The organism is Roseovarius nanhaiticus (genome assembly GCF_900156535.1).
GTDB lineage: Bacteria > Pseudomonadota > Alphaproteobacteria > Rhodobacterales > Rhodobacteraceae > Roseovarius > Roseovarius nanhaiticus.
Genome location: NZ_FTNV01000002.1, coordinates 379,154 through 397,193, shown reverse-complemented (window position 1 = coordinate 397,193; position 18,040 = coordinate 379,154). Strand labels below are relative to the sequence as shown.

Sequence of the window (18,040 nt, the reverse complement as noted above, 5' to 3'; positions counted from 1 at the left end):
TTTCATTGGCACTGGTCAAGGCCGGATGCCATGGGTAGAACGGGCGTCGTTGGAGGGGGCCGCATGAGCAACATCACACCGCAGCCGGGTATCTTGGACATCACGCTCTATCAGGGCGGGGCCGCGCATGTGCCGGGCGTCGCCAACGTGGTCAAGCTCAGCTCGAACGAAAATCCGTTCGGGCCCAGCGAGGCCGCCAAGGAGGCATTTCGCAAGGCATCCTATCACCTGCACCGCTACCCGTCCTCGGACCATGCCGCCCTGCGCGGCGCCATCGCCGAGGTGCATGGCCTCGATCCCGAGCGGATCCTTTGCGGCAACGGCTCGGACGAGATCATCGCCTTTCTTTGCCAGGCCTATGCCGGACCGGGCGACGAGGTCATCCACACCGAGCACGGCTTTGGCATGTACCGCATCAGCGCGCTGGCCAATGGCGCGACCCCGGTCGAGGTGCCCGAGCGCGAGCGCGTGACGGATGTCGACGCGATCCTCGCCGCCGTGACGCCAGCGACCAAGCTGGTCTTTATCGCGAATCCCAACAACCCCACCGGCACGATGGTGGGCGAGGGCGAGATCGCGCGTCTGGCCGATGGCCTGCCCGATCATGTCCTGCTGGTGCTGGACGGTGCCTATGCCGAGTATGTCGAGGGATACGACGGCGGCGCGGCATTAGTCGAGCAGCGCGCGAACATTGTCATGACGCGCACCTTCTCCAAGCTTTACGGGCTTGGTGGGCTGCGTGTCGGCTGGGGCTATGGCCCGGCGCATGTGATGAACGTGCTGGCGCGGGTGCGCGGCCCGTTCAATGTGTCGTCCGCCGCGCTGGCTGCCGCTGAGGCGGCGATCCGCGACACGGAATGGGCCGAAAAGTGCCGCGAGGGCAATACCCGCTGGCGGGCATGGCTGGCCGAGGCGCTGGGCGAGCATGGCGTCTCGTCCGACACGTCGCTGGCCAATTTCATTCTTGCCCGCTTTGCCGACCAGGCCGAGGCCGAGGCCTGTGACGACTACCTGAAGTCCGAAGGTCTGATCGTGCGCCGCGTCGGGGGGTACAACCTGCCCAACTGCCTGCGCATCACCGTCGGGGACGAGGCCAGCTGCCGCCGGGTGGCCCATGCGGTGGGGCAATTCATGGCAACGGCCCGATGAGTCGGATCTATGGCCGCATCGCGCTGATTGGCCTCGGACTGATCGCCGGCTCCATGTCGCTTGCCATTCGCCGCGCCGGGCTGGCGGGCGAGGTCGTAGGCTACGCCCGCTCCGAGGGCACGCGCGATATCGCGCGTGAGATCGGCCTGTGTGACCGGATCGAGGATACTGCCGCCGCCGCGGTCGAGGGCGCCGATCTGGTGGTGCTCTGCGTGCCCGTGGGTGCCATGGGCTCTGTCGCCGCCGAGATCGCACCGGGGCTGAAGCCCGGCGCGACCGTCAGTGATGTCGGCTCGGTCAAGCGCGCGGTGATTGATGCCGTGGCTCCGCATCTGCCGGACGGCGTGCACTTCGTGCCCGCGCATCCGCTGGCTGGGACCGAGCATTCCGGCCCCCGCTCCGGCTTTCCCGAACTCTTCGACAATCGCTGGTGCCTGATCGTGCCGCAGGAGGGTGCGGACCGCGGCGCTGTGGATCGGCTGGAGGCGCTGTGGCAGGGCATTGGCGCTCTGACTGACGAAATGGACGCCGATCATCACGATCTGGTCCTCGCCGTGACCAGTCACGCGCCGCACCTCATTGCCTATACGATGGTGGGGGTTGCCGATGATCTGGGCCGCGTGACGGATAGCGAAGTGATCAAATACTCCGCCGCAGGCTTTCGCGATTTCACCCGTATCGCGGCCAGCGATCCCACCATGTGGCGCGACGTGTTCCTGAATAATCGCGAGGCGACGCTAGAAATTCTGGGCCGCTTCACCGAAGAGCTTTTTGCGCTGCAGCGCGCGATCCGCACCGGCGATGGCGATCACCTGCACGCCTATTTCACTCGCACACGCGCCATTCGGCGCGGCATCATCGAGGCGGGGCAGGACACCGACGCGCCCGATTTCGGCCGGGCCCGCAGCGGATGACCGGGCGGCGGACGAGACGGGTCGCCATGCTGGTTGCCCTTGTCGCCGCCGCTGGCGCCGCACTTGCCAGCGCGCCCGAAACATCGCTTCGCCCCGTCGCGCGCCCGGACAGCGTGGGCGCCCCGCCGCCCGCACCCGCCGCCCCGCAAAGCGCCGCGCGCCCCATCGCCCGCGAGAGCGCGCCCGAGAACAGCCGCCAAGCGCCCCGAACCGGTGGGCCACAGCGCGATGGCCAAGGCAATCGTCCAAGCCCCAGCCGTCAATCGGATCCGCGCGACGAGACACTTCAAACCGCGGAGGCGCCGCGCCGCGTCGAGCAGCCGCGCGGCGGGCTCTTCTCCTCGTTGCGCCCTCTTTTGCGTCCGCTGGGCATTGGACGCGAGGCGCAAAAGCGCAAGGAGGCTCGCGCGCGCGGCATGGTGTGCAATGATCCGGCCATTCAGGGCGAAGAGATCGGCCGCGTGCCGGGCCGGATCTCGGGCTGCGGCATCCAAGACGCGGTCAAGGTGCGCAGCATCGACGGCGTCGCGCTCAGCCAGCACGCCCTGATGGATTGCCGCACCGCCAGCGCGATCAAGACTTGGATCGGCAGCGGGATGAAGCCCGCCGTGGGCAGCTATGGCGGCGGCGTCGCGCAGCTGCGCGTCGTGGCGCATTACGCCTGCCGCACCCGCAACAATCAACGCGGCGGCGAGATTTCAGAGCATGGCAAGGGTCGAGCCATCGACATTGCCGGGTTCCAGCTGCGCGACGGGCGCACGATTACGGTGCTGACCGACTGGAACAAAGGCCAAAAAGGCCAGCTTCTGCGCCAGATGCACCGCTCTGCCTGTGGACCTTTCGGCACCGTTCTGGGCCCGAATTCAGACCGGTTTCACGCGGACCACTTCCATTTTGACACGGCGCGGCACCGGGGCGGCAGTTACTGCCGCTAAGGGCTATTGAAGGCGCAGCACCGGCGCGGGGGCGATCGGCAGCGGCCCCAACCAGATCCGGCCCTGCGCGGCGCGCAGCGGCACGTTCAGGCTACCGTCCGAGCCGGACATCATGGTCAGCGCCTGCTCAGCCGTCGCGGCTATATCGGGCGTGATCGCGCCCGAGGCGCGGGCAATTTGCAGCATCTCGCGCCAGCCGTTCGCGGTAAGGGTCATATCCCCCTCGGGCATGCCCGAGGCGTCGATATCCAGCGCGCCTGACAGCTCCAGCGCCATGGCGCCCCAATTTGCCGAGGCGCGGGCCAAATCGATCCGCACCGGCTGCGGGCGCGCGCCTTCCAATGCGGCGCGGTCGAAAGGCGCGGTGAAATCGGCGGTGGCATCGATGAACAAGCTTTCGATCACGCGGGGCGGCGCGTCGCCTCCGGCCCCGTCCAGCATCGCCATAACGCTGGCCGGCGGCGCCAAATCCTGCGCCGCAAGGCCCAGATGATAGCGCGCCTCGGCGCCCTCCAACCGCTCGGCGGCGAGGCGCAGGGCAGCCATCGACAGTGCCTCGGCCTCCGGCGCGGTCTCGGCCAGGATCGACACGCCCTCGGCGGTCAGCGTCGCGCGGCGCGGGGCCAGTGCGGTGCTGGCATCCACGCGCAGGGACGCGCGCATATCGGTGCTGGTCAGGGTATAGGCGCCCTCCGAGCCGCTCAGCCGCTGCGTGTTGGGCCATATGCCGATCACATGATTGGGCGTATAGCTGAGCGTCATCAGCTGAAGGAACGGCGCCTCCCAACCCAGCCCCGTGACCGGGTCCGACAGGCGCGGCGCGGTAAGTGTGGTGTCGAAGCGGCTGGGAAAGCCCTGTACGGTCAATTCGTCATAGCCCGCCACCCATCCGTCCGCCTCGCGCGCGTCGAACCATGCGGCGACGCCGGACTTCATTGCGCTGGAGCCGATGAACCAGTAGCCCGCCCAGGCCGCTGCCAAGGTCAGGCAGATCGCCAGTAAAATCCGCATCATCGCACCCCTTTTGCGCCTCTTTCCAAAGGTGTTTATAGAGTGTTTCAAAGCAATGCCCATGGTGCCATGGGCGATAGCCACAGGAGCGGCGGCAATATGACGATGTGGGTGTTCGGATACGGATCGCTGGTGTGGAATCCGGGCTTTGAGGTGGATTACCAGATGATCGCCACGCTGCCGGGCTATGCGCGCAGCTTCTGCATGCGATCCATTCACCATCGCGGCACCGAGGACGAGCCGGGCCTTGTCCTTGCCCTCGATGAGGCGCATGGCGCCGAGTGCCACGGTGTCGCGCTTGCCGTGCGGGGCGGCAAGGAGGCCGAGACGCTGGAATATCTGCGCGCACGCGAGCTGATCTCATCGGCCTATCTCGAGCGGGATCTGGATATCCGTCTGGCAGACGGGCGCATTGCCCGCGCCGTTACCTACGTGATTGACCCGCACCATGTGCAATATTGCGGCGGTCTGCCGCTGGAGGAACAGGCGCGCATCATCGCGCGCGCCGTCGGCGGTCGGGGGCCGAATACCGAGTATCTCTACAATACTGCGGCCCATCTGGCCCAGCTGGGGATCAGTGACAGCGATCTGGAATGGCTGTCGGCGCGGGTGGAGGCGCTCTGCGCATAACGCCTTGGCTTGGCGGGGCGATCCGCGTAGGGTGAGCGCAATGAAAACAAGTGCCGGGAGCGTCCGCATGGACAAGCCGGACCGTGAGGTCGAGCAGCAATTTTCTCAGCCGTGGCGTCAGATCGTCAGCATGTTCGTGGTGCTGGGCCTGTCGGGGCTTGGCGCGTTCATGGCCCTGCCGCGCGTGTTGCCGGTGTTCGAGGCCAACCCCTATCTTAACGGCTTCATCTTTTTCGTCTTTTTGATCGGCGTCGTGGCCTGCTTTTGGCAGGTTTTTCAGCTGATCGGTTCAGTCCGCTGGATCGAGAATTTCGCGCGTGAAGTGCCGGGATCCGAGCAGACCAAGCCGCCTTTGCTTCTGGGGCCGCTCGCGACGCTCTTGCGTCAGCGCGGCAAGCGGATGCAGATCTCGCAATCGTCGGCCCGCTCGATCCAGGACATGGTGGCGCAACGCATCGACGAGGCGCGCGAGATTACGCGCTATATCGTCAACCTTTTGATATTCCTCGGCCTTCTCGGTACGTTCTATGGCCTTGCTACCACCGTTCCCGCGCTGGTCGAGACGATCCGCGGCCTTGCCCCGCAAGAGGGCGAAGGGGGCGTCGAGGTGTTCACCCGCCTGATGACGGGTCTGCAATCGCAGCTGGGCGGGATGGGCGTGGCCTTTGCCTCATCCCTTCTGGGCCTTGCCGGATCGCTGATCGTCGGCCTTCTGGAGCTGTTCGCGGGTCACGGCCAGAACCGTTTCTACCGCGAGCTGGAAGAGTGGATGTCGACCATCACCCGCGTCGGCCTTGCGGGCGCCGATGATGGCACCACCGAGCAGGCGCTGCTGACCGGCATCATCGACCAGATGAGCGAGCAGATGGAATCCCTGCAACAGATGCTGACGCAATCGGACATCGCGCGCGCCGCCTCGGATGAGCAGATGGCGGGCCTAGCCGCCGCCGTGACGCGCCTTGCCGATGGCGCGGGCGGCAGCGAGACGAGTGCCGCGCTGGGCCGCGTGGCCGAGGGGCAGGACCGGCTGATCGCCCTTCTGAGTGCGCAAAAGGAAGGCGGCGCCGAGGCCGGTCTCGATGCCGAGAGCCGGATGCGCCTGCGCTCGATCGACGTACAGATGCTGCGTATTCTGGAGGAAATCAGCGCGGGCCGCCAAGAGGCGATGAGCGAGCTTCGCACGGATCTGGCCGGTCTCAAATCCGCGCTTGTCGGCGCGCGCACGGCCCGCCGGGCCAGCTATCGCGCGCAGCCGGGCATCGCATCCAGCACGTCATCTGGACGCGGCGAGCCGGAGCAGGAGGGCTGATCCATGGCCCTGTCGCGCCGCACCGGGCAACGCTTCCAATCCTCGATCTGGCCGGGTTTCGTCGATGCGATGACGGGCCTCCTTTTGGTTCTGATGTTCGTGCTGACCATCTTCATGGTGGTGCAATTCGCCCTGCGCGAGACGATCACGGGGCAGGAATCGCAGCTGGATACCCTCTCGGCCGAGGTCGCGGCACTGTCGCGTGCGCTGGGCCTCGAGCAGGATCGCAACGCCTCGCTTCAGGAGCGGGTGGGTGTTCTGGCGACCACGCTGGAGAACGCGCGCCAGCGGCAGGAGGCGCAGACTGCGCAGATCGCCTCGCTGACCGCAGCGAACGAAGAGGCCCGTGACCGCATCGCCAGTTTCGAAGAGCAGGTGGCGGGCCTTCTGGCCGAGCGCGACCGCGCGCTGGGCCAGGTGGATGACCTTGAGACGGCCCGCGACACGCTGATCTCCGACAAGGAGGCGCTGCAACTGGCGCTGGCCGATCTGCGCGACGAGGTGGATGCCGAGGCCGAGGCCGCCCGCCTTGCCGCCGCGCAGCGCGATGCGCTGGAAGCATTGGCCGCGGAATTGCGCGCGGAGGCCGACAGCAGTGCCGCCGCTCTGGAGCAGTCGGAGACGGAGCTGAGCGATGCCGAGGCCGCGCGGCTGGCGCAGGCCGCTGCCGCCGAGGCGCTGCGCGAGCGGCTGGAAGGCTCGCAGGCCGAGCTGACGGCCATGACCCTCGCCCTCGAAGAGCAGCGCCGCCGGGCCGAGGAAACGCTGACCCTTCTGGCCGCAGCGCGGGAGGGGCAGGAGGATCTGGAGGCGCGCCTCGCCGCCGCGCTTGCCGCGCGCGAGGCCGAGACTGCCGATGCGCAGACCCTCGCCACCGATCTGGACGCGGCCTCGCAAGAGATTGCCGCGCTTGAGGCCGAGCTTGCGGCGCTCAAGGCGGACCGCGCGCTGTCCGAGGCGGAGGTGCAGGAGCAACTGACCGCGGCGCTCGCCGCAAAACTGGCTGCCGAGAACGAGGCCGAGACCCAGATGACCGCCGCCGAGGAGCGCGCGGCGCTTTTGTCCGAGGCGCGAGACCGGCTGGCCGCGCAGGAGGCGCAAACCGAGGCGGCGCAGCGCGAGCAGGAACTGCTGAATCAGCAGGTCGCCGCCCTGCGCGATCAGCTGGGCCAGTTGCAGGCGCTTCTGGACGATGCCAAGGCGCGCGAGGCCGCGAGCGATGTGCAGCTGCAATCACTGGGCCAGGATCTGAACGCCGCGCTCGCCCGCGTCGCCGCCGCAGAAAAGCGCCGCCGCGAGGCCGAGGAGGAAAAGAACCGTCTGCTGGAGGCGGAAAAGCAGGATCTCGAGAAATATCGCTCGGATTTCTTCGGGCGTCTGCGCGACGTTCTGGGCAATCAGGAGGGCGTGCGCATCGAGGGCGATCGCTTCGTCTTCTCGTCCGAGGTGCTGTTCGCGCCGGGGCAGGCGACCCTGTCGAATTCCGGCAAGAACGAAATTGCCAAGGTGGCCGAGATCCTGCGTAATGTCGTCGGCGATATCCCCGAAGAGATTGACTGGGTGATCCGTGTCGATGGCCACACGGATGACGTGCCCATCATCGCCTCTGCCCAATTCGCAGATAACTGGGAGCTGAGCCAGGCGCGCGCCCTCTCGGTCGTGCGCTACATGATCGACTTCCTCGGTCTGCCGCCGGACCGTTTGGCGGCCAACGGCTTTGGCCAGTATCAGCCCGTGGCCGAGGGCAGCAGCCCCGAGGCGCGCGCGCAGAACCGCCGGATCGAGTTGAAGTTCACGGAAAAATAGCTGTTAGCGCGTTTCGATACGGCTTTCGGCGGTGTCGATAAGGGTGCCACCCCGGATCAGCTCGGCCCGTGCCACATAGCTGCCGGGCGGCCACAAGGCGCGGGCGCGCTTGCCTGCGGCACGGAAGTATTGCGCTTGCGGTTTGCTGAGCAGGGTCTCGTGCTCGAACACAGTCTTGCCGTCTGGCCCCAAAATGGTCAGCCGCATGACATCGCCCGCCCGCGCGCCAAAGCCGTAGCCCCAAGCGACCAGCGAGGGTGCGTCCTGCGCCAGCGCGTCCAAGGCGGCGGTGCCGGCCTTGACCGCATCATATTCGGGCACCGTGACCGAGAGGCCGGCGCTCAGAAGGCCGCCGGGCTGATAGGCAGGCGCGTCGATCCAAAGGCTCTCGGTGCCGGGTCCGCCGCAGCCGCCTTGGGGGCGGAAGGGATCGACTGGGACACCGTCCTTGCGCAGGCTGAGATGCACGTGGGGAAACTGCGTGCGCCCCGACAGGCCGATACGGCCCAGCGGCGCGCCGCGCTCGATCACATCACCGGACGCTACCGTCAGCGAGCCCATGGCAAGGTGGCAATACTGCGTCTCCCACCCTCCGCCATGGTCGATCACGGCGCCATTGCCGCAATCGCGGCCCGATAGCGTGTCGTCTTGCGGGGAATATAGCCTGTCGACCATCTCGTCACGCACACCCCGCACAATGCCGGGCGCCGCCGCGATGACCGTGACGCCCGCCTCCATCGCGGCAAGCGAGGGCAGGCCGAAATCAGTGCCTTTGTGGCCGTCGTAACTGAGGCCCTTGCACATGAAATCCTGCGCGGCGGGGCCGGGATCAGCGTCGGGATATTGTTGAATGAAACAGGTCTGACCCAGCGTGCAATCGGCGGGCAGGCCGAGGCGGGGCGCCTCATCGGCGGATGCGGCGCCCGCCAGAAAGGCGAGCGCCGCAAACCGGTAGCGTATCTTCACTCCGCGGTCAGCAGGGGCGGCTTGCCCCCGCTGAGGCGCGGCGTGTCGGGGCCGCTGATCTGCAGGTCAATCTGGCCATCCTTCACGCCGACCTTGACCACACCGCCCTTGGCCAGCTTGCCGAAAAGGAGTTCCTCCGCGAGCGGCTTCTTGATGTATTCCTGAATCACGCGGCCCAAGGGACGCGCGCCCATCTTGTCGTCATAGCCCTTGTCGGCCAGCCACTCGGCGGCGGGCGCTGTAAGCTCGATCGTGACGTTGCGGTCCATCAGCTGCGCCTCAAGCTGCAGCACGAACTTCTCGACCACCTGCATGATCACCTCTTTCGGCAGGGGGCCGAAGGAGATGGTGGCATCCAGACGGTTGCGGAATTCGGGCGTGAAGGTGCGCTCGATCGCCGCCGTATCCTCACCCGTGCGCCGCTCGCGGCCAAAGCCGATAGCCGATTTCGCCAGCTCGGACGCGCCTGCATTCGAGGTCATGATCAGCACCACGTTGCGGAAATCGACCTTCCGGCCGTTATGGTCCGTCAAAGTGCCGTGATCCATCACCTGCAAGAGGATATTGAAGACATCCGGGTGCGCTTTTTCGATTTCGTCCAGCAGCAGCACGCAATGCGGATGCTGGTCGATCCCGTCGGTCAGCAGACCACCCTGATCGAACCCGACATAGCCCGGAGGCGCGCCAATGAGGCGGCTGACCGCGTGTTTCTCCATGTATTCCGACATATCGAAGCGGATCAGTTCGACGCCCAAGGTGTCGGCCAGTTGCTTGGCAACCTCGGTTTTACCCACCCCCGTAGGACCGGCGAAGAGATAGTTGCCGATCGGCTTTTCGGGCTCGCGCAGGCCGGCACGGGCCAGCTTGATCGCGCTGGAAAGCGCCTCGATGGCCGCGTCCTGGCCAAAGACCACGCGCTTGAGCGAGACCTCCAGATCCTTGAGCACTGCCGCATCATCCTTCGAGACGTTTTTCGGCGGAATGCGCGCGATCTTGGCGACGACGGCCTCGATCTCCTTGACGCCGATGCTTTTGCGGCGTTTGGAGGCGGCGACCAGATGTTGCGCTGCGCCCGCCTCATCGATCACGTCGATCGCCTTGTCGGGCAGCTTGCGGTCATTGATATAGCGCGACGCCAGATCGACGGCGGTCTTGATCGCCTCATTGGTGTATTTGACGCTGTGATGCTCTTCGAAATAGGGCTTGAGGCCCTTCAGGATCTTGACCGCATCCTCGACCGAAGGCTCCGCCACGTCAATCTTCTGGAATCGCCGCGCGAGGGCGCGGTCCTTCTCGAAATGCTGGCGGAATTCCTTGTAGGTGGTCGAGCCCATGCAGCGCAGCTTGCCGCCCTGAAGAGCAGGTTTCAGCAGGTTTGACGCATCCATGGCACCGCCCGAGGTGGCGCCCGCACCGATCACGGTGTGGATCTCGTCAATGAAGAGGACCGCATCGGGGTGATTTTCAAGCTCGGTCACCACGGCCTTCAGCCGCTCCTCAAAGTCACCGCGGTAGCGCGTGCCCGCAAGCAGCGCCCCCATGTCGAGCGAGTAGATTGTCGTTTTCGACAGGATTTCAGGCGTCTGGCCCTGAACGATCTTGTAGGCGAGACCCTCGGCGATGGCCGTCTTGCCCACGCCGGGATCGCCGACGAGGATCGGGTTGTTCTTGCGGCGGCGGCAAAGCACCTGGATGCAACGCTCGACCTCGTCCGCGCGGCCGATCAGTGGGTCGACATCGCCGGTGCGGGATTTCTCGTTGAGGTCGACGCAATACTTGGCCAAGGCCGACTCGCCCGGCTCGACAGCGCTGCTGTCTTGCGTCGCGCCTTCGGTATCCTCATCCGCGCCCTGAACGGGGCGCGCCTCGCCGAAGGCGGGATCCTTGGCCACGCCATGCGCAATGAAGTTGACCGCGTCGTAGCGCGTCATGTCCTGCTCTTGCAGGAAATACGCGGCGTTCGACTCGCGCTCGGCAAAGATGGCGACGAGGACGTTGGCGCCTGTGACTTCGGTGCGACCCGAGGATTGCACATGGATCGCGGCGCGCTGGATCACCCGTTGGAACGCGGCGGTCGGGACCGCCTCGGAGCCTTCGATGTCGGTGACGAGGTTCGAAAGCTCGTCGTCGATGAATTCGACGAGGGTGGTCCGCAACTCTTCGGAATCGACGCTGCATGCCTTGAGCACGCGATTGGCGTCCGGCTCGTCCACGAGGGCGAGCAGCAAATGTTCGAGCGTGGCGAATTCGTGCTGGCGTGCGTTGGCCAGCGCCAGTGCGGCGTGAATTGCCTGTTCCAGTGTGGTCGAGAATGAAGGCACTTGGGGTGCTCCTTCTTGTCTGGTGCGGCGGTATGCCGGCAACCTTGGCCTGATACTCTTAAAGTTTGGTCGATAAACGCCGCGCTTCAAGGTTTTTTTCATAAAGCGCCGTCACATTTCCGCAATAATGCGTCGCAGTGCTGTTTCTGTTGGATTTAATTCAGAAGACATCCTTGCGCGCGCGGATTTCGGCAAAGACGGCGGCGTCGGTGGCGTCCTGCATGCCCAGATGCGCCCGGATGGCCGGGTCGGCGGCGCGCAGGAAGGGGTTTGTGGCCAATTCCTCGGCCATGGTGCTGGGAATGGTCGGGCGGCCCTGATCACGGGCCGTCTCGATCTGCTTGGAACGAGATATAAGATCGGGATTGTCCGGATCAACGGTCAGCGCGAATTTCGCGTTGGCGGCGGTGTATTCGTGTCCCGAATAGACGATCGTTTCGGGCGGTAGGGCCATCAGCTTGCTCAAGGAGGTCCACATCTGATCCGGCGTGCCTTCGAACAGGCGCCCGCAGCCCAGTGCCATGAGGCTGTCGGCGGTGAAAACGGCGCGGCTGGCCGGGAAATGCACGGCGATATGGCCCACGGTATGCCCGCTGACATCCATGACACGGCCTGACTGTGCGCCGATCCTGATCTCGTCATCCTCGGCCACCTCGGTATCAAGCGGGGGGAGGCGATGCGCGTCGGCGCGGGCGCCGATCACCTGGGCCGGATGTTCGCTCAACAACTCCTTCAACCCCTGCACGTGGTCCGCGTGGTGATGGGTCAGCAGCACATGGCTGAGCGTCCAGCCGCGCTGCGCCAGGGCCGCTTTGATCGGTGCAGCTTCGGGCACGTCAACGCAGAGTGTCGCACCCGTTCCGGGATCATGGGCCAAGAAGGCGTAATTGTCTGAAAGGCAGGGGATCACAGCGATTTCGAAGGGCGTGTCGGACGGCAAGGGGGATCTCCTTCATGTCAAAGCGTCTGGCGCTTGCCATATGCAGGCACGGGCGGGGCTTTGATGTTTTCCCGCCCCACATCTTAAGCTAGTCTTGACCGTGACGGATCAAGGGCGCGGCTGCAATGCATCTCGATGTGCAGGAGTTTCGGAATTTCTATTACCGCAGCACGCTGGGCCGTGCTGTGCAGAAAACCGTGCGCGCCCAGATTGCCGATGTCTGGCCCGAAGCCAAGGGGCAGACGGTTGTCGGCTTTGGCTTCGCGGTGCCGTTCCTGCGGCCCTATCTTTCCGAAGCGCGCAGGGTGATCGCCCTGATGCCCGGACCGCAGGGTGTAATCGCCTGGCCGCAAAAAATGCCGAATATCTCGGTGCTGTGCGAGGAAACGATCTGGCCGATCGAGACCGGTCATGTGGACAAGCTGCTGGTGATGCACGGGCTGGAGGCAAGCGAGCGGCCCGCCGACCTTCTGGATGAATGCTGGCGCGTGCTGGGACCGGGGGGATCGGCGCTTTTTGTCGTGCCGAACCGTGCGGGTCTATGGTCGCGCAGCGATCGCACGCCCTTCGGCTCGGGGCGGCCTTATAGCCAAACCCAGCTGGAGACGCTGCTGAAAGCCCATAGTTTCCTGCCCGAGCGCCACAGGACAACGCTCTACCAGCCGCCCAGCACGCGGCGGTTCTGGCGCAAGACCGCCGGCATGTGGGAGCGTTTGGGCGGCAACCTGTCGATCATCAACGCGGGCGGCGTTTTGATGGTGGAAGCGACCAAGCGCGTGCAGGCGCCGCGCGGGCCGGGCCTGCGCGCCAGCGTCCGCAAACCGCTTGAGGCGTTGGCGCCCAAGCCCAAGCCGGTCGCGGGCCAGGTCTGAAAACAGCTCTAGGCCCGCTGAATTGCGCCCTGGCTGGCGAGCGGGCCAAAGACTTTGACGCTGGGCATGTCGTTGACGGTGCCGGCGGTGGTAAAGCGGCCCGGATCATCGACTGTGACGTTGAGATTTTCGGTCAGCGTCTCGGTGCCCAGATCGATCACGGCCAACCGCTCCAGCCCATCGACGGGATCGGTGCCCAGAAACTGCGCATCGCTGGGCGCGGAGACGCCGCTGGCCGTGGGTATGAAAGCGATCTCCAATGTGCTGCGCGCCTCGATGACTTCGGCGTTCGAGTCGGATTGCACAGTCTCGCGCGTCGTGACTTCACGCAGGTGATAGGTGCCGTCGGCGCGCCCATCCAGGTAAAGCGTCAGGGTGTCATCCGGGTCTGTCAGATCAACGGTGCTGAGCGCGGCAGGGTCCGCATCGCCGGGCGCCATGTAGAGCGCGATATCGTCGTCGCCCGCGCCGGGTGCGATGTCTGCGCCCTGATCGCCCACCAACGTGTCATCGCCGGGCGTTCCCATGGTTTGCATGGCGATGGTCGGATCCGAAGACAGCGGCACGAACGTCAGGTTCTCTTCACTGAAATCCGGGGCGTTCTGCAAGGTGATCGTCACGTCTGGCAGAGTGTCAAAGGTCAGCCGCACCTCCGTCTCGCTTTGATCCGCGTTCAGCGTGATCGTTGTCGAGGCAGGGGGCGGCGTTTCCAAGAGCAGAATTTCGGTGGCGGCATCGAAATCGGTGATCGTGATCGGGGCGATCTGTGCGGTTTGATCCGCGTCCGTCTGGTAGAGGGACAGACCGAACACATCCGTTCCTGCGCCGCCGGTCAGCACATGGGATGTGCTGGAGGTCTCGTTCGGCAGTTCAAATCCGATCAAGTCGTCGCCCGTGCCGCCATCCACGCTGGCGGCGCCAAAGCCGACCACGACATCATCGCCGCGCCCGCCGAATAGTCGGGCATTGTCCTGCCCGATGATCTGGTCGTCTCCGGCGCCGCCGCGGGCGGTGGCATTGCCCTCCGCGATGATGGCATCGTTGCCGCCGCCACCATTCGCCTCGGAGCGGCCCGCGGCGGTAATCAGATCATCGCCCAGCCCGCCAAAGCCGACGGCGGCGCCGCGCAGGTTGAGCACGTCCTCGCCATCCTCGCCGAAGACGGTGGAGAAGTTGGCGCCGGCAAGAGTGTCGTTGCCATCGCCGCCACTGCCTCTGGCATTGTTCCCAAGTGCCAGTTGATCGTCCCCTGCACCGCCGGTGACGGTGGCATCGCCGCCCGCTGTGATGATGTCATTGCCAAAGCCGCCATCGGCCGTGACCGTATCCGTGGCTGCGATCGTGTCATCGCCGGGGCCGGCGCTGATGATCGCATTGTCAGTTCCGCCCAGCAGGTCGTTGCCGCGCCCCGCGCGCAGCAGATCATTCTGTCCTGCGGCCAACGTGTCGTCGCCGTCGGTGCCGAGGATCAAATTGCGATCCTCCGTCTCGTCGGTGGACGGCGCGGCGTCCTCGTCCTCACCATCAGGCTCGGGCGCGGCGCGGGCCATGTCGTCGTCATCGCTGTTTACGACTGTCGCGCCAAAGATCAGCGCAAGCGCGCCCAATAGCAAAAATTCCATGACTTACCGCTTCCCCCAAAACTCTTTACCCACGGGGACCTTATTGTTTTCCGAACAGGCGTCGGAAGCGTTTTTTGCGATTGGCGAAGGATGCACGCCAATCACCATGCGGGACGTCGTATTGTTTCCGCGCTGCCGCGATATCCCATCCTGAGTGCGCATCGTGCTGCGCGTGCGATGCCGCCGGTGGTCAGTCACCCTCCGCGCCCAAGACGGAATACACAGACCGTCCGTCATGGGTTAGCGCAAACAAGGCTGCCCAGGGGTCTGCGCCGGATTCGGCCTCGAGGGTGATAAATACGCCATTTCGCTGTCAAAATTTTTGGCCAAACAGCCGCAGGCCGCCTAGAGGATTGAAATTACGCGGTTTTGACCGCAATGCGGATTGTGCATGGCAACTTGGCAAGTCGTGAATGCTCTGCTAGACCCACGCCGGATTACATTGATAAGAGTGCCTCGTGCGCGCAAACGCCCCCTCAGATGCCTGATTGCGTCTGTCGCAGGGGCCTAATTGTCGAAAGGGTGGACGTGTCCGAACCAGCTTCGATTTCTACGGGTATCGCCGAACGCTATGCGACCGCGATCTTCGAGATCGCACAAGACAGCAAACGACTGGGTAAATTGGAAACGAGCGTCGACGCGATGGCCGAGGCGCTGGACGCCAGCGCCGATCTGCGTGACATGATTGCAAGTCCCATTGTCAGTCGCGCCGAGCAGGAACAGGCGATCACCGCCATCTGCGAGCATCTCAAGGTGACCCCGTCGCTCGGCCGCGGCGCTGCTCTCATGGCACAAAAGCGCCGCCTTTTCGCGCTGCCGCAGGTCCTTGCGCAACTTCGCGCGATGATTGCCGAGAGCAAAGGCGAAGTCCAGGCGGACGTGACCAGCGCCAAGGCGCTGACCAAGACGCAGTCGGACAAGCTGGCCAAGACGCTCAAGGCGAATGTCGGCAAGGACGTCAAGATCAATGCGACCGTTGATGAAAGCCTCATCGGCGGTCTTATCGTCAAGGTGGGCTCGAAGATGATCGACACGTCGATCCGCTCCAAGCTTGCATCGCTCCAGAATTCAATGAAAGAGGTCGGATAAATGGGTATCCAAGCGGCAGAAATTTCTGCAATCCTGAAGGACCAGATCAAGAATTTCGGCCAGGACGCCGAAGTCGCCGAGGTGGGCCGGGTTCTGTCCGTCGGTGACGGTATCGCCCGCGTTCACGGTCTGGACAACGTCCAGGCCGGCGAACTGGTCGAATTCCCCGGATCGATCATGGGCATGGCGCTGAACCTCGAGGCTGACAATGTCGGCGTCGTGATCTTCGGCTCGGACCGCGACATCAAGGAAGGCGACACCGTCAAGCGCACCAAGTCCATCGTGGACGTGCCGATCGGTGACGCGCTTCTGGGCCGTGTCGTTGATGGCCTTGGCAACCCTCTGGACGGCAAGGGCCCGATCAAGACCTCCGAGCGTGCGCTCGCCGACGTCAAGGCGCCCGGCATCATGCCGCGTAAATCGGTGCACGAGCCCATGGCGACCGGCATCAAATCCGTCGACGCGATGATCCCCGTTGGCCGTGGCCAGCGCGAGCTGATCATCGGCGACCGTCAGACCGGCAAGACCGCCATCGCGCTGGACACGATGCTGAACCAGAAGTCGATCAACGACGCCGCCGGCGACGACGAGAGCAAGAAGCTCTATTGCGTCTATGTCGCCATCGGTCAGAAGCGTTCGACCGTGGCCCAGCTGGTGAAGAAACTGGAAGAGACCGGCGCGATCGACTATTCGATCGTTGTCGCCGCGACCGCCTCGGACCCCGCGCCGATGCAGTTCCTCGCGCCTTATTCGGCAACCGCCATGGCCGAGCATTTCCGCGACAATGGTCGCCATGCTCTGATCGTCTACGATGACCTGTCCAAGCAGGCCGTGGCCTACCGTCAGATGTCGCTGCTGCTGCGCCGTCCGCCCGGCCGCGAAGCCTATCCCGGCGACGTTTTCTATCTCCACTCCCGCCTGCTCGAGCGTTCGGCCAAGCTGAACGAGGATAACGGGTCGGGCTCGCTGACGGCTCTGCCGATCATCGAAACGCAAGGTGGCGACGTGTCGGCCTTTATTCCGACCAACGTGATCTCGATCACCGACGGTCAGATCTTCCTCGAGACCGAGCTGTTCTATCAGGGCATCCGCCCCGCCGTGAACACCGGCCTGTCGGTTTCGCGTGTGGGTTCTTCGGCGCAGACCAACGCGATGAAATCCGTCGCGGGCCCGGTCAAGCTGGAGCTGGCGCAGTACCGCGAAATGGCGGCCTTTGCTCAGTTCGGCTCGGACCTGGATGCCGCCACCCAGCAGCTGCTGAACCGTGGCGCACGCCTGACGGAGCTGATGAAGCAGCCGCAGTATTCGCCGCTGACGAATGCGGAAATCGTCTGCGTCATCTATGCGGGCACCAAGGGCTATCTGGACAAGATCGCGGTCAAGGAAGTCGGGCGCTTTGAAGACGGTCTGCTGAAGCATCTGCGCAACAAGCATTCCGACCTCTTGGAGATGATCACCAAAGAAGATCCCAAGATCAAAGGCGATGCCGAGGACAAGATCAAAGCCGCGCTGGATGAGTTCGCAGCCGACTTTGCGTGATCCATCTTGAATGCAGACTTGGACATAAGGGAGAGATAAGGCGTGCCTAATCTCAAGGACCTGAAAAACAGGATCTCGTCGGTCAAATCGACCCGCAAGATCACCAAGGCCATGCAGATGGTCGCCGCGGCGAAACTGCGCCGCGCGCAGGATGCAGCCGAGCAGGCGCGCCCCTATACCGAGCGTTTCAACGCCGTTATGGGCCGCCTCGCCGCATCGGTGGGCGATTCCGACGACGCGCCCCGTCTGCTGACGGGCACGGGCAAGGACGAGACCTATCTGCTCGTGGTCATGACCGCCGAGCGCGGCCTTTGCGGTGGCTTCAACGCCAACATCGCCAAATTGGCCAAGCAGGAAGCGACCAAGCTGATCGCCGCGGGCAAGACGGTCAAGATCATGACGGTCGGCAAGAAAGGTCGTGACGCGATGCGCCGCGATTACGGTAAGTATTTCGTGCATCACATCGACTTCAGCGACGTCAAGCGCATCGGTTATGCCGACGCGCAAAGCGTCGCGACCGAGGTGCTCGAGCGTTTCGATGCCGGGGAATTCGACGTTGCCAAGATCTATTTCTCGGAATTCGAGAATGTGGTGACGCAGATCCCGACCGCACAGCAGATCATTCCGGCAGACTTCGATGCGCCGGACGAGGATGACGCCACCGCGCTCTACGATTACGAGCCGGACGAGACCACCATTCTGGCCGATCTGCTGCCGCGCGGCGTGGCGACGGCGATCTTTGCGGCTCTGCTGGAAAACGGGGCGTCCGAGCAGGGCGCGCGGATGTCCGCGATGGACAACGCCACCCGCAATGCCGGCGAGATGATCGACAAACTGACCATCGAGTATAACCGCTCGCGTCAGGCCGTGATCACGAACGAGCTGATTGAAATCATTTCGGGCGCGGAAGCGCTCTAGAACACGAACCGGAGACAGC

The 18,040-nt window shown here is 64.6% G+C and carries 15 protein-coding genes; 10 read left to right on the top strand and 5 right to left on the bottom strand.

All coding sequences use genetic code 11. The features are described 5' to 3' along the window. Positions 1 to 63 precede the first annotated feature (63 nt). Genes hisC through BW975_RS12095 form a run of 3 tightly spaced genes read left to right on the top strand, consistent with a single transcriptional unit; the run spans position 64 to position 2,998 of the window. Positions 64 to 1,149 carry a histidinol-phosphate transaminase gene (hisC, locus tag BW975_RS12105; protein ID WP_076534355.1) on the top strand — a complete coding sequence of 362 codons (1,086 nt, stop codon included), beginning with the start codon at positions 64 to 66 and terminating at the stop codon, positions 1,147 to 1,149. Then, positions 1,146 to 2,063 (top strand): prephenate/arogenate dehydrogenase family protein, encoded by a 918-nt coding sequence (locus tag BW975_RS12100; RefSeq protein WP_076534353.1) that lies wholly within the window; start codon positions 1,146 to 1,148, stop codon positions 2,061 to 2,063. The genes hisC and BW975_RS12100 overlap by 4 nt, the downstream gene beginning before the upstream one ends. Before the next feature lie 26 nt (positions 2,064 to 2,089). Further along, positions 2,090 to 2,998: an extensin-like domain-containing protein gene (locus BW975_RS12095; protein WP_083687093.1), complete on the top strand. Its 909-nt coding sequence runs from the start codon at positions 2,090 to 2,092 to the stop codon at positions 2,996 to 2,998. Between the two features lie 3 nt (positions 2,999 to 3,001). Here BW975_RS12095 and BW975_RS12090 read toward each other — a convergent pair whose 3' ends face one another. Next, positions 3,002 to 4,009: a DUF2125 domain-containing protein gene (locus BW975_RS12090; protein ID WP_170846607.1), complete on the bottom strand. Its 1,008-nt coding sequence runs from the start codon at positions 4,007 to 4,009 to the stop codon at positions 3,002 to 3,004. A gap of 99 nt (positions 4,010 to 4,108) precedes the next feature. On the opposite strand from BW975_RS12090, the gene BW975_RS12085 reads away from it, so the two are divergent. The 3 genes from BW975_RS12085 (at position 4,109) to BW975_RS12075 (ending at position 7,754) form a co-directional block, all read left to right on the top strand. Then, positions 4,109 to 4,639, top strand: coding sequence for a gamma-glutamylcyclotransferase (locus BW975_RS12085; protein ID WP_076534347.1), 531 nt, complete (start codon positions 4,109 to 4,111; stop codon positions 4,637 to 4,639). A gap of 67 nt (positions 4,640 to 4,706) precedes the next feature. Further along, positions 4,707 to 5,948 (top strand): biopolymer transporter ExbB, encoded by a 1,242-nt coding sequence (locus BW975_RS12080; RefSeq protein WP_076534345.1) that lies wholly within the window; start codon positions 4,707 to 4,709, stop codon positions 5,946 to 5,948. A 3-nt stretch (positions 5,949 to 5,951) separates the two neighbouring features. Beyond that, positions 5,952 to 7,754 carry a peptidoglycan -binding protein gene (locus BW975_RS12075; protein ID WP_076534343.1) on the top strand — a complete coding sequence of 601 codons (1,803 nt, stop codon included), beginning with the start codon at positions 5,952 to 5,954 and terminating at the stop codon, positions 7,752 to 7,754. Between the two features lie 3 nt (positions 7,755 to 7,757). Here the strand turns inward: BW975_RS12075 and BW975_RS12070 are convergent, their stop codons facing one another. The 3 genes from BW975_RS12070 to gloB form a co-directional block, all read right to left on the bottom strand. Next, positions 7,758 to 8,720, bottom strand: a complete 963-nt coding sequence (locus BW975_RS12070; protein WP_244512600.1) for a M23 family metallopeptidase — start codon at positions 8,718 to 8,720, stop codon at positions 7,758 to 7,760. Further along, positions 8,717 to 11,041: an ATP-dependent Clp protease ATP-binding subunit ClpA gene (gene clpA / locus BW975_RS12065; RefSeq protein ID WP_076534341.1), complete on the bottom strand. Its 2,325-nt coding sequence runs from the start codon at positions 11,039 to 11,041 to the stop codon at positions 8,717 to 8,719. Before clpA ends, BW975_RS12070 begins: the two co-directional genes overlap by 4 nt. A 160-nt stretch (positions 11,042 to 11,201) precedes the next feature. Next, complete coding sequence (gene gloB, locus BW975_RS12060; RefSeq protein WP_076534339.1) at positions 11,202 to 11,981, bottom strand: hydroxyacylglutathione hydrolase; 780 nt, start codon at positions 11,979 to 11,981, stop codon at positions 11,202 to 11,204. A 125-nt stretch (positions 11,982 to 12,106) separates the two neighbouring features. Here gloB and BW975_RS12055 point away from each other — a divergent pair, with 125 nt between their 5' ends. Next, positions 12,107 to 12,853, top strand: coding sequence for a methyltransferase domain-containing protein (locus tag BW975_RS12055; protein WP_076534336.1), 747 nt, complete (start codon positions 12,107 to 12,109; stop codon positions 12,851 to 12,853). An 8-nt stretch (positions 12,854 to 12,861) separates the two neighbouring features. Here the strand turns inward: BW975_RS12055 and BW975_RS12050 are convergent, their stop codons facing one another. Next, positions 12,862 to 14,475: a calcium-binding protein gene (locus BW975_RS12050; protein ID WP_076534333.1), complete on the bottom strand. Its 1,614-nt coding sequence runs from the start codon at positions 14,473 to 14,475 to the stop codon at positions 12,862 to 12,864. Positions 14,476 to 15,003: 528 nt separating this feature from the next. On the opposite strand from BW975_RS12050, the gene BW975_RS12045 reads away from it, so the two are divergent. Genes BW975_RS12045 through BW975_RS12035 form a run of 3 tightly spaced genes read left to right on the top strand, consistent with a single transcriptional unit; the run spans position 15,004 to position 18,021 of the window. Further along, a complete protein-coding gene (locus BW975_RS12045) occupies positions 15,004 to 15,564 on the top strand; it encodes a F0F1 ATP synthase subunit delta (RefSeq protein WP_244512601.1) in 561 nt (186 codons plus the stop codon). Next, the gene (gene atpA, locus BW975_RS12040; RefSeq protein WP_076534329.1) at positions 15,565 to 17,103 is read left to right on the top strand and encodes a F0F1 ATP synthase subunit alpha; all 1,539 of its coding nucleotides are present in this window, start codon (positions 15,565 to 15,567) and stop codon (positions 17,101 to 17,103) included. Positions 17,104 to 17,145: 42 nt separating this feature from the next. Beyond that, positions 17,146 to 18,021, top strand: coding sequence for a F0F1 ATP synthase subunit gamma (locus BW975_RS12035; RefSeq protein ID WP_076534327.1), 876 nt, complete (start codon positions 17,146 to 17,148; stop codon positions 18,019 to 18,021). Positions 18,022 to 18,040: the final 19 nt, after the last annotated feature.

Bases quoted from the DNA above. Each gene is read 5' to 3' on its own strand.
- hisC (WP_076534355.1), top strand. From the start codon at position 64: ATGAGCAACATCACACCGCAGCCGGGTATCTTGGACATCACGCTCTAT.
- BW975_RS12100 (WP_076534353.1), top strand. From the start codon at position 1,146: ATGAGTCGGATCTATGGCCGCATCGCGCTGATTGGCCTCGGACTGATC.
- BW975_RS12095 (WP_083687093.1), top strand. From the start codon at position 2,090: ATGCTGGTTGCCCTTGTCGCCGCCGCTGGCGCCGCACTTGCCAGCGCG.
- BW975_RS12090 (WP_170846607.1), bottom strand. From the start codon at position 4,009: ATGCGGATTTTACTGGCGATCTGCCTGACCTTGGCAGCGGCCTGGGCG.
- BW975_RS12085 (WP_076534347.1), top strand. From the start codon at position 4,109: ATGACGATGTGGGTGTTCGGATACGGATCGCTGGTGTGGAATCCGGGC.
- BW975_RS12080 (WP_076534345.1), top strand. From the start codon at position 4,707: ATGGACAAGCCGGACCGTGAGGTCGAGCAGCAATTTTCTCAGCCGTGG.
- BW975_RS12075 (WP_076534343.1), top strand. From the start codon at position 5,952: ATGGCCCTGTCGCGCCGCACCGGGCAACGCTTCCAATCCTCGATCTGG.
- BW975_RS12055 (WP_076534336.1), top strand. From the start codon at position 12,107: ATGCATCTCGATGTGCAGGAGTTTCGGAATTTCTATTACCGCAGCACG.
- BW975_RS12050 (WP_076534333.1), bottom strand. From the start codon at position 14,475: ATGGAATTTTTGCTATTGGGCGCGCTTGCGCTGATCTTTGGCGCGACA.
- atpA (WP_076534329.1), top strand. From the start codon at position 15,565: ATGGGTATCCAAGCGGCAGAAATTTCTGCAATCCTGAAGGACCAGATC.